The sequence below is a fragment of the Thiothrix sp. UBA5583 genome, assembly GCA_002425225.1.
GTDB lineage: Bacteria > Pseudomonadota > Gammaproteobacteria > Thiotrichales > Thiotrichaceae > Thiothrix > Thiothrix moscowensis.
On the sequence record DILV01000036.1, the window covers coordinates 56,844 to 65,682 of the forward strand.

At 53.8% G+C, this 8,839-nt stretch carries 9 protein-coding genes; 4 read left to right on the top strand and 5 right to left on the bottom strand.

Annotated elements, in window-relative coordinates; translation table 11 throughout:
• Positions 1 to 10: 10 nt before the first annotated feature.
• A complete protein-coding gene (locus B2U47_RS15135; protein ID WP_296679885.1) occupies positions 11 to 391 on the top strand; it encodes a hypothetical protein in 381 nt (126 codons plus the stop codon).
• On the opposite strand, the gene rsmD is transcribed toward B2U47_RS15135, so the two are convergent.
• The 3 genes from rsmD to B2U47_RS15150 are packed head-to-tail and all read right to left on the bottom strand — an operon-like array spanning position 382 to position 3,734.
• Positions 382 to 951, bottom strand: a complete 570-nt coding sequence (gene rsmD, locus B2U47_RS15140; protein WP_296679883.1) for a 16S rRNA (guanine(966)-N(2))-methyltransferase RsmD — start codon at positions 949 to 951, stop codon at positions 382 to 384. The genes B2U47_RS15135 and rsmD overlap by 10 nt on opposite strands.
• The gene (locus B2U47_RS15145) at positions 929 to 2,305 is read right to left on the bottom strand and encodes a M16 family metallopeptidase (RefSeq protein ID WP_296679881.1); all 1,377 of its coding nucleotides are present in this window, start codon (positions 2,303 to 2,305) and stop codon (positions 929 to 931) included. Before B2U47_RS15145 ends, rsmD begins: the two co-directional genes overlap by 23 nt.
• A gap of 4 nt (positions 2,306 to 2,309) precedes the next feature.
• On the bottom strand, positions 2,310 to 3,734 hold the full coding sequence (locus tag B2U47_RS15150) for a M16 family metallopeptidase (RefSeq protein ID WP_296679879.1): 1,425 nt from the start codon (positions 3,732 to 3,734) through the stop codon (positions 2,310 to 2,312).
• A gap of 43 nt (positions 3,735 to 3,777) precedes the next feature.
• On the opposite strand from B2U47_RS15150, the gene ftsY reads away from it, so the two are divergent.
• From ftsY to ftsX, 3 genes are read left to right on the top strand one after another with little or no spacing between them, the layout of a single operon-like run.
• Positions 3,778 to 4,740, top strand: a complete 963-nt coding sequence (gene ftsY / locus B2U47_RS15155) for a signal recognition particle-docking protein FtsY (protein WP_296679877.1) — start codon at positions 3,778 to 3,780, stop codon at positions 4,738 to 4,740.
• A gap of 12 nt (positions 4,741 to 4,752) precedes the next feature.
• Entirely contained in the window at positions 4,753 to 5,397 is a 645-nt protein-coding gene (gene ftsE / locus B2U47_RS15160) for a cell division ATP-binding protein FtsE (RefSeq protein WP_296679875.1), read from the top strand.
• 3 nt (positions 5,398 to 5,400) lie between these two features.
• On the top strand, positions 5,401 to 6,387 hold the full coding sequence (gene ftsX, locus B2U47_RS15165; RefSeq protein ID WP_296679872.1) for a permease-like cell division protein FtsX: 987 nt from the start codon (positions 5,401 to 5,403) through the stop codon (positions 6,385 to 6,387).
• A 275-nt stretch (positions 6,388 to 6,662) separates the two neighbouring features.
• On the opposite strand, the gene B2U47_RS15170 is transcribed toward ftsX, so the two are convergent.
• Positions 6,663 to 7,193 (bottom strand): hypothetical protein, encoded by a 531-nt coding sequence (locus tag B2U47_RS15170; protein WP_296679870.1) that lies wholly within the window; start codon positions 7,191 to 7,193, stop codon positions 6,663 to 6,665.
• A 50-nt stretch (positions 7,194 to 7,243) separates the two neighbouring features.
• A partial coding sequence (locus B2U47_RS15175) for an ABC transporter ATP-binding protein (RefSeq protein ID WP_414718060.1) occupies positions 7,244 to 8,839 on the bottom strand: 1,596 nt, incomplete at its 5' end.

Sequence of the window (8,839 nt, forward strand, 5' to 3'; positions counted from 1 at the left end):
GAGACATATCATGTTCAAAACCACGTTGCTAGCAGCCAGTGTGCTGCTGGGTATGACAGCTTGCGCTACACCTGTACCCGATACGGCTAACAATACCTTCATCACGGATACCCAATCTGCACCTGTAGCGTTCCAGTCCTTGAGGATGGAGGGGCAAATGGTCAAAGGGCAAATCCGCCGCCTCGGGCGCGAGCCGGTGCATTTCGGGCATGTTGATTATGCGGTGGTGGATAGCCAAGGCAATATCAAAGAAACCGGCTGGGTCGAGCATTCAGGAGCAATCCGCTTGCGCCACCCACGTACCCCTTCATTATTCAGCATCCCTCTCAAACAGCCGTTGAAGACAGGGGAAAGAGTGCAATTGACTTATCACCGGAAACATCACTCTTGACACAACAGCAAACCTTGCGCCTGTCCCGCCAGGGTTTGCCGGTGTATTTGCAAGCCAAAGCGGGCGAAATCCGTCTTCGCCCCGCTCTCCTGCTCCAGATAAATCATGCCACCCTCGTTTAACAAACCTTGCGCGGACAAGGCATCCAGCACTGGCTCCAGCAGATTTTTACGGAATGGCGGATCAAGAAAAACCAGGTCAAAAGGCGTTGTTTCACGCTGCAAATAACGGAATGCATCGTCATGCACCAACAGGGCTTTTTGCGTACCCAGCAAGGCAATGTTGTCACGCAATGCCTGGGCTGCTGCCGGATGTTTTTCCACCATCACGACCTGCTGTGCTCCCCGTGACAGTGCTTCCAGCCCCAGCGCACCACTGCCCGCAAACAGGTCGAGGCAACGTGCCCCCGGAACCTGCATTTGCAGCCAGTTGAACAGGGTTTCACGTACCCGGTCAGGTGTGGGACGCAGACCGGACACATCCGCAAAACGCAAACGGCGGCTACGCCATTCACCGCCGATAATGCGCAGGGTATTGCTACTTCCCGGACGTGGCGGCATCAGGCTTGGCTTCCGCAGCGGCTGGCTGCTCGGGTTGTTTGGCTGTGTCATCACCACCCACGATAACCGTGACCATCTTGTCAGGCTGAAGACGACGGGTAAAGGCATCAACGATTTGTTCGCGGGTCAAGGCGTTGATCTTGCTGGTAAAGGTATCCAGATAATCCAGCGGCAGGTTGTAAAAACCGATAACCCCCACATAGCTGGCAATCTGGCTGTTGTTGGCAGTACGCAGCGGGAAACCCCCAGTCACGTCTTTCTTGGAAGCCTCCAGTTCCTTATCCGTAGGCCCTTCCTGCTGAAACTTGCCCAACACCTCGCGGATCACCTTGAGGGCTTCCTCGGTCTGTTCCTTTTTGGTCTGCAACCCCACTTCAAACACCCCCAGTTCCTTGAACGGGCTGAAATAGCTGTAGGTGCTGTAGCTTAAGCCACGCGCATCACGCACCTCTTTGACCAGACGCGAAGTAAAACCACTGCCCCCCAGCACCTGATTGCCCATGTACAAGGTGAAATAATCCGGGTCGCCACGCTTGTTGCCAATTTGCCCCATCAGGATGTGCGACTGGGTAGACGGGTAAGGAATCTTCACAGTTTTGGCTTCAGTCAGTGGCTTGACTTCCGGCAATGGCGCTGCGGCTTCACCGGCGGGCAAGACTGCTGCCACTTGTTCCGCCAGTGCTTCTGCCTGCTGGCGGTCAACTGCACCCACCAACGTCAGCAAACCGTTTTTCGCTACATAGTAACGCTGGTAAAAGGCTTGCAGATCAGGAACCGTTAGCGCCTGGATACTTTCCTCCGTACCGTTTTCCGGCTGCCCATACGGGTGATCGGGATACAGTGCCTTGTAGAAAGCCTTGTTGCCCAAGGCTGCCGGGTCTTGCTTTTCTGCCTGCAAACCAACTAGGGTCAGCTTTTGCACGCGGGCAAACGATTCGGCAGGAAACGTGGGTTTGGACAAGACCTTGAGCCACAATTCCAGCGCAGCCTTCTGTTCCTTTTCCAGCGTAATGGTGCGCAGACTGACGGAAGCACTATCCATCGACGCACCCGCCCCAAACACAGCACCAATTGCTGCAAACTGCTCGGCAAGCTGGTCTTCGTTCAGTTCGCCCGCGCCTTTGTTGAGCATGGAACCGGTCAGCAAGGCCAGGCCAGGCTTGTCGGCATCACGCGCACTGCCTGCGTCGAACATCAGCGACATATCCAGCATCGGCAATTCGGGGGCATGGACGTAATACACCCGCAAACCCTTGCTGGTTGTCCAGTGTTCAATTTTGGGGGCAGCCTGAGCCAGTGGCATCCACAGCAACACCAGCAGGGTTGCAACAACAGTCATCAGTTTGTTCAGCATGGCATTATCTCTCAAAGCGTGGCTCGTTTTTCGGCTTGTTCGGGTCGATGGGCAAAGGGTCAAGTTCCGCAATGGTCAGGCGGTCTTCGATCAGGTATTTCTTTGCCACAGACTGGATTTGTTCGGGGGTGACAGCAAGGATGTTATCCACGTATTCATCCGCCAGTTTGTACCCCAGACCCACCGTTTCCAGCGAACCCAGCAGGCTGGCCTGATGGCGCTGGGAATCACGCTCATAGATTTCACTGGCAATCACACTAGCCTTGACCCGTGCCAGTTCATCGGTCGTGACCAGCTCGTTTTTCAGCTTTTCTACCTGCTCTAGCAAGGCAGTCTTGATAGTTTCAAGTTTTTCACCCTTGGTCGGCATTCCGCTCAGGCCAAAAATTTCCGACATGCGCCCATAACCGCTGTACCAGGCACTGGCCTCAGCGGCAATGGCCTTGCCACGTACCAGCTCTTTGGACAGGCGCGAACTGTTGCCACCATCCAGAATGCTAGCCAGCATTTCCAGCGCGTAGGGTTCCCATTTGTCCTTGGCTTCCATCATGCCGGGCACTTTGTAGCCCATCATCAAGTAGGGTAGTTCGGCAGGTGCCTTGACCTTGACGGTGCGCAAACCTTTCTGTTCAACCTCGGTTTGCGGTTTGGGTGGCAGAATATTGTCGGTAGGTTTGATCGGGCCGTAATATTTTTTCGCCAGTTCATACACCTTGTCCGGGTCAACATCCCCTACCACCACCAGGGTGGCATTGTTGGGGGCATACCAGCGTTCGTACCAGGCTTTCAGGTCTTCGATTTTCATCGCGTTCAGATCCGTCATCCAGCCGATGATCGGGTTCTGGTAAGGGCTGTTGGTATAGGCAACTGCGTCAAACTGTTCTGCAGTGACTGCCGTTGGTTTGTCTTCGGTACGCCAGCGCCGCTCTTCCTTGACCACTTCCAGCTCTTTTTTGAACTCCGCAGGTGGCAAGGTGAGGTTGCGCATCCGGTCGGATTCAAGTTCCATCGCTACTTCCAGCCGGTCAGCCGCGATGATCTGGTAATAGGCGGTGTAATCCGAACCGGTGAAGGCATTATCTTCTGCCCCGTTTTCGGCAATAATCCGGTTGAATTCACCTGCCGGGTATTTTTGCGTACCTTTGAACATCATGTGTTCCAGTACGTGGGAAACGCCGGTAATACCGCCGTATTCGTAGCTTGACCCGACTTTGTACCACAATTGCATGACGGCAATCGGAGCACGTTTGTCTTGCTTGACCAGCACCTTCAAACCATTGTCGAGCTTGTATTCATGCACGGGCACTTCCACCTTGACCCGTTCGATGGCGTGTGCAGGTGATCCAAAAAAAGCTGCAAACAGGACGGAAGCCGCTAAAATTATGATTGGCTTACGGACTTGTCCGGCAAATGATAGTATTCTTCGCATTTTTTCACCTGACGATATAAAAATCTGGGCGGTCAATTGTACGATGTTTGGACTCGGAAAGAAAAACCAGGAAAGTAATAACGGGTTATTTGCCCGCCTCAAACGCGGCTTGTCCAAAACCGGACATGCCCTGACCGAAGGTATGGATACCCTGGTCAAGGGCAAGAAAAAAGTCGATGATGAAGTGCTGGAAGAACTCGAAACCCGTTTACTCGTCGCTGATGTCGGTGTTGATGCCACCCGTGCGATCATGAGCGACCTGTCCAACCGGGTAAAACGCGCCGAGCTGGATGACATGGATGCGCTGATGCAGGCACTCTACAACAAGATGCACCGTATCCTGCGCCCTTCCGCCCTCCCGCTGGAAATTGACAACAGCACCCACAAACCCTTCGTCATTCTGATGGTCGGCATCAACGGTGCAGGTAAAACCACCACCATCGGCAAACTGGCGAAAAAATTCCAGCAACAGGGTAAATCCGTGATGCTGGCAGCCGGTGATACATTCCGTGCTGCTGCTGTGGAGCAGCTTACCATTTGGGGTGAACGCAACCAGATTCCAGTGATTGCCCAGGGCAGTGGCGCTGATTCTGCCTCGGTCATTTTCGATGCGGTACAAGCAGCCAAAGCCCGTAAAGTGGATGTGTTGCTCGCAGATACCGCCGGTCGCTTGCACACGCAAACCAACCTGATGGATGAGCTGAAAAAGGTTAAACGTGTGATACAAAAGCTGGATGATTCCGCCCCGCATGAAATCATGCTGATTGTGGATGCCAGCATCGGGCAGAATGCCCTGATCCAAGCCAAGCAATTCAACGAAGCTTTGGGCTTGACCGGCATTACCGTCACCAAACTGGACGGCACTGCCAAAGGCGGCATCCTGTTTGCCATCGCCGAACAACTGAAAATTCCGGTACGCTTTATCGGCGTAGGTGAAAGCATCGACGACCTCCAGGAATTCGACGCTTACGAATTCACCAGCGCCTTGCTTGCCGGGGATGACTAAAACGAAAACACCATGATCGAATTCAAGCAGGTCAGTAAAAAATATCCCACAGGGCAACTCGCGCTCTACAACATCAACCTGACGCTGGAAGCCGGTGAAATGGTGTTCATAACCGGGCATTCCGGTGCTGGCAAAAGCACCCTGCTGAAACTGGTAGCGTTACTGGAACGCCCTAGCCGGGGTGAAGTGCTGGTAGGCGGGCGCTCTCTCAACAAACTGGGTAAAAGCCAGATTCCCAATTACCGCCGCCGTATCGGTTTCATTTTTCAGGATCCACACCTGTTGTATGACCGTAGCGTATTTGACAATATCGCCTTGCCGCTGCGTATTTCCGGCATGGGGCAAAACGAAATCCGCCGCCGGGTACAGGCTGCCCTCGACAAGGTAGGGCTGTCAGGACGGGAGAAAACCTTTCCCCTGATGCTGTCTGCCGGTGAAAAACAACGGGTGGGCATTGCCCGTGCGATGGTCAACAAACCTACTATCATCTTGGCTGACGAACCCACCGGCAACCTTGACCCGGAACTGGCACAAGACATCATGTACACCTTTGCCCAATTCAACGAACTGGGTGCAACCGTGATGATTGCCAGCCACGACCACACACTGGTGGAACGCATGAAAAAACGCACTATTGTTCTCCAAAAGGTAGACTGACCCATGGCTACCCCGCAAAACAAAAAAATCCCCCCCAAACCGAACACCACCTCTGGCAACAATCCCCTGTCAGCATGGCTGAACCAATCGGGCAATGCCTTCCGCTTCAGCATGGAGCGTCTGTGGTTCAACCCCATGTCAACCTGGATCACACTCACGGCGATTGCGATTGCGCTGTCCCTGCCTACCAGCCTGCACCTGTTGATGAAAAACCTGCAAACCCTGACAGCAGACAAACGTGAAGTTCCCACCATTACCCTGTTCCTGAAACAAACCATCACGGAACAACGTGCCAACGACCTTGCCGAACTGGTTTCCGACCTGCCGGAAGTCGAGCATGTCAGGTTCGTCAGCCGGGATCAGGCACTGGCAGATTTCCGCAAGATCACCGGTTTTGGTGAAACCCTCGACACACTGGACGAAAATCCCCTGCCCCACACCTTGGTCATCACCCCACGTTTACGCTTGCTGGGCGACATGGAAGTGGACATGGACGGGTTTTCAGAACGCCTCAAAAAGTACCCGGAAGTGGATGACGTGCAACTGGATGTGGAATGGATTCTGCGCCTGCGAGCCATCCTCAGCATTGCCGAGCGGGTCGTACTGGTGGTCAGTGTCTTGCTGGGGCTAACGGTTCTGCTGGTGGTTGGCAATACCATCCGCCTCGATATTGAAAACCGCAAGGAAGAAATCCGTGTTACCCGGCTGATTGGTGCAACCAACGCCTATATCCGCCGTCCGTTCATTTTTGGTGGCATCTGGTTTGGGTTGTTCGGTGGCATTTTAAGCCTGATTATCGTGCACGCTGCCCTGCTGTTTTTGGTCAAACCGGTCGGGGAACTTGCCAGCCTGTATGGCAGCACCTTTACCCTCAGTGGTCTGGATATATTGATGACACTCAAGATATTACTGGCCAGCAGCCTGTTAGGAATAATCGGTGCATGGCTCGCCGTTAGTCGCTATCTCTGGCAGGATGAGTCACGAAACTAATACAAAATTGATTATTTCAATTAGACTATCAGCAGCTATACTCTAAAATTGACAGCGATTCGCACTTGATAGGTTAATAATTATGATAACTAGTATAAACGGTCGAAAAAATCCCGCTTTCAGCTACAGTGCTAACGTTAATACTGAGAAGAAATGCCCGCATTGCAGTAGCAATTTTGTCTTTTGCATTCGTCGGCGTTGGTATGAAAAACTGCTGACGAGAAAAAAGCACTTTTGCTGCCATGACTGCGGCAAACATTTCTGGTCGTAACCGCTCAATAACCCAAGGGCATGACAGGCAACATGCCCGGCATGGGTGCAACCGTGTAAGGCAATGCATACGGGCTACTTATCAACCCTGGATTATAAGCACCATAGGCTGGCATCCCGCCGTAAGGTGAGATGCCATACAAGGGGTGTGGTGAACCCATCCCCCCGAACGGGTAAGCTGATGCCCCACCGAAAGGCATCATCCCGCTGCGTGAAGCCAAACCTGATGACCACGGCGACAAACCACCGCCAGCCCAAGGCAGGCCGCCCCTGTTCCACCCACCCGGCATGGGCAGGCTGCTGCCGCTCCACGGACTCATCATACTGTAGGGCGACATGAATGGGGAAAAACCAAAGGGAGAACCGCCAAAAGGTGAGCCCCCAAACGGCGAAGCACCGAACCCGAAAGGGCTACCAAAACCGCTGAAAGGGCTCATTCCCCCAAACGGTGAGCCATTCCAGACATTGGCAGCAGCCACTGAAGACGCCACCACCATTCCTGCGATACCTACCAGCAAGCTGCCTGTTGTTTTCATCTGATGATTCCTCCTGCATTCATTGTACCGCAGAACGCCCGCAGACGGCATCAAACCATCAGACGCGGAACGGCTGCCAGCAATTTCTGTGTGTAAGCATCCTGCGGACTGCCACACACTTGTGCCGTTGCACCCTGCTCCACCACTTTGCCTTTGTACATCACGACTGTCTGGTCACTGAGGTATTCCACCACGCCAATGTTGTGGGTAATGAACAGCAAGGTCAGATGGCGTTCGGCTCGGATTTTCAGCAGCAATTGCAGGATTTCCGCTTGCACGGAAACGTCCAGCGCACTGGTGATTTCATCGCAGACAATGAATTCAGGGTTTAGCACCAAAGCACGTGCCAAACCGATACGCTGACGTTGCCCACCGGAAAATTCGTGTGGGTAACGCCACAGGGTGTCACGCGGCAATTGCAGGTCATCCAGCACCCGGCTGGCAAGTTCGATCCGCTCCTCGTGACCGGAACCGATGCCATGCACTTGCATCGGTTCGGTAAGGGTGGTTTCGATCAACAAACGCGGGTTGAGGGAGGATTGCGGATCCTGAAACACGATCTGCATTTTGGGACGTAGCGGGCGCAGTTCCCGTGCAGACAAACCCGTCAGTTCCTGCCCCTGCAAACGGATACTGCCGGAAGTCGGCTTTTCCAATTGCAATACAGCTCGCCCCAAGGTGGTTTTACCACAGCCGGACTCACCCACCAGCGCCACAATCTGGCCTTTGGGAATGTCCAGCGATACACCATCGACTGCCCGCACATGATCCACCGTATGGCGAAAAATGCCTTTTTTGATGGGAAACCAGACATTGAGGTCACGGATTTGGAGGATGGCCTCCCCCTTCCCCAACCCTTGCTGGGGAGAGTTCGGATGGGGGGAGGAACCTGCTTTCCCCAGATTCTCAGGTACTGCTGCCAACAACTGCTGTGTATAAGCGTGTTGAGGATTCCGCAATACCTGGGCAGTTCGCCCCACTTCCACCAGCTTGCCGCGCTGCATTACCCCAACCTGCTGCGCCATTTGCGCCACCACCCCGAAATCATGGGTAATGAACAGCGTACTCATGCCAGTATCATCTTGTAGCTTACGCATCAGTCGCAGGATTTCAGCCTGCACCGTCACATCCAGTGCAGTGGTTGGTTCATCGGCAATCAGCAATTCCGGTTCGCAAGCCAGTGCCATCGCAATCATCACCCGTTGGCGTTGCCCACCAGACAACTGGTGCGGATAATCGTGAAAACGTTCCCGCACCTTGGGAAGTTGCACCTGTTCCAGCGCCAGGATGGCACGTTCTTCCGCTTCCGCATCGTTCATGTCAGGATGGTGCAGTTGCAATGCCTCCACAATCTGTTCACCCACCGTAAACACCGGATTGAGCGAAGTCATCGGTTCCTGGAAAATCATTGCAATTTGCGAACCACGGATATTGCGCAAATCTGCTTCGGGCATCCGCAACAAATCCTGCCCGTTGAACAGGATTTCACCCTTGGGGTGTGATGCCAGACCATGCGGCAACAAGCGGATTACCGACAAGGCACTGATCGACTTACCACTACCCGATTCGCCGACCAGACAAAACGTTTCGCCTCTGGGGATGCTGAAACTCACGTCATCCACTGCTTTCACCACAGTGTTACCGGG